This is a genomic window from Pseudomonas sp. K5002, assembly GCF_013386655.1.
Classification (GTDB): domain Bacteria; phylum Pseudomonadota; class Gammaproteobacteria; order Pseudomonadales; family Pseudomonadaceae; genus Aquipseudomonas.
The window spans coordinates 1-618 of sequence record NZ_JACARK010000361.1 but is presented as its reverse complement, the minus strand read 5'-3'; the positions used below and the strand labels follow the sequence as shown (position 1 = coordinate 618).

Below are 618 nucleotides of genomic sequence, written 5' to 3'. Positions count from 1 at the left end.
GTGAAGTGCGCCGGGTGCTCAAGCCGGGTGGCGTGGCCGCTTTCGTGGACGTCTTGTCACCGGGCAGCCCGCTGTTGGACACTTACCTGCAAACCGTCGAAGTGCTGCGCGACACCAGCCACGTGCGTGACTATTCCGCCGGCGAGTGGATGCGCCAGCTCAGCGAAGCCGGTTTGCATGTGCGCAACAGCAGCCGCCAGCGCCTGCGCCTGGAATACACCTCGTGGGTCGAGCGCATGCGCACCCCAGAGGTATTGCGTGCCGCGATCCTGGAGCTGCAAAAGGCAATGGGCCAGGAAGTGCGCGATTACTTCGAGATTCAAGCCGACGGCACCTTCAGCACCGACGTGCTGGTGGTGTGGGCCGAACGCTGATTAATTTTTCCCGACCTGCCCACGGGCGGGTCGCTTGATGAAATGAGGAACCCATGAGCAAGCAGATTCTGATTCTCCCTGGCGACGGCATTGGTCCGGAAATCATGGCCGAAGCGGTCAAGGTGCTGGAAGTGGCCAACACCAGGTACAGCCTGGGCTTCGAACTGAGCCACGACGTGATCGGCGGCGCGGCCATCGACAAGCACGGCGTGCCTCTGGCCGACGAAACCCTGGAGCGTGCCCG

At 62.9% G+C, this 618-nt stretch carries 1 protein-coding gene and 1 pseudogene; both read left to right on the top strand.

All coding sequences use genetic code 11. The features are described 5' to 3' along the window. Window positions 1-374 (top strand): annotated as a pseudogene (locus HX846_RS17460) (SAM-dependent methyltransferase); the annotation flags it as partial. A gap of 53 nt (window positions 375-427) precedes the next feature. Next, a partial coding sequence (locus tag HX846_RS17455) for an isocitrate/isopropylmalate family dehydrogenase (RefSeq protein WP_256739830.1) occupies window positions 428-618 on the top strand: 191 nt, incomplete at its 3' end.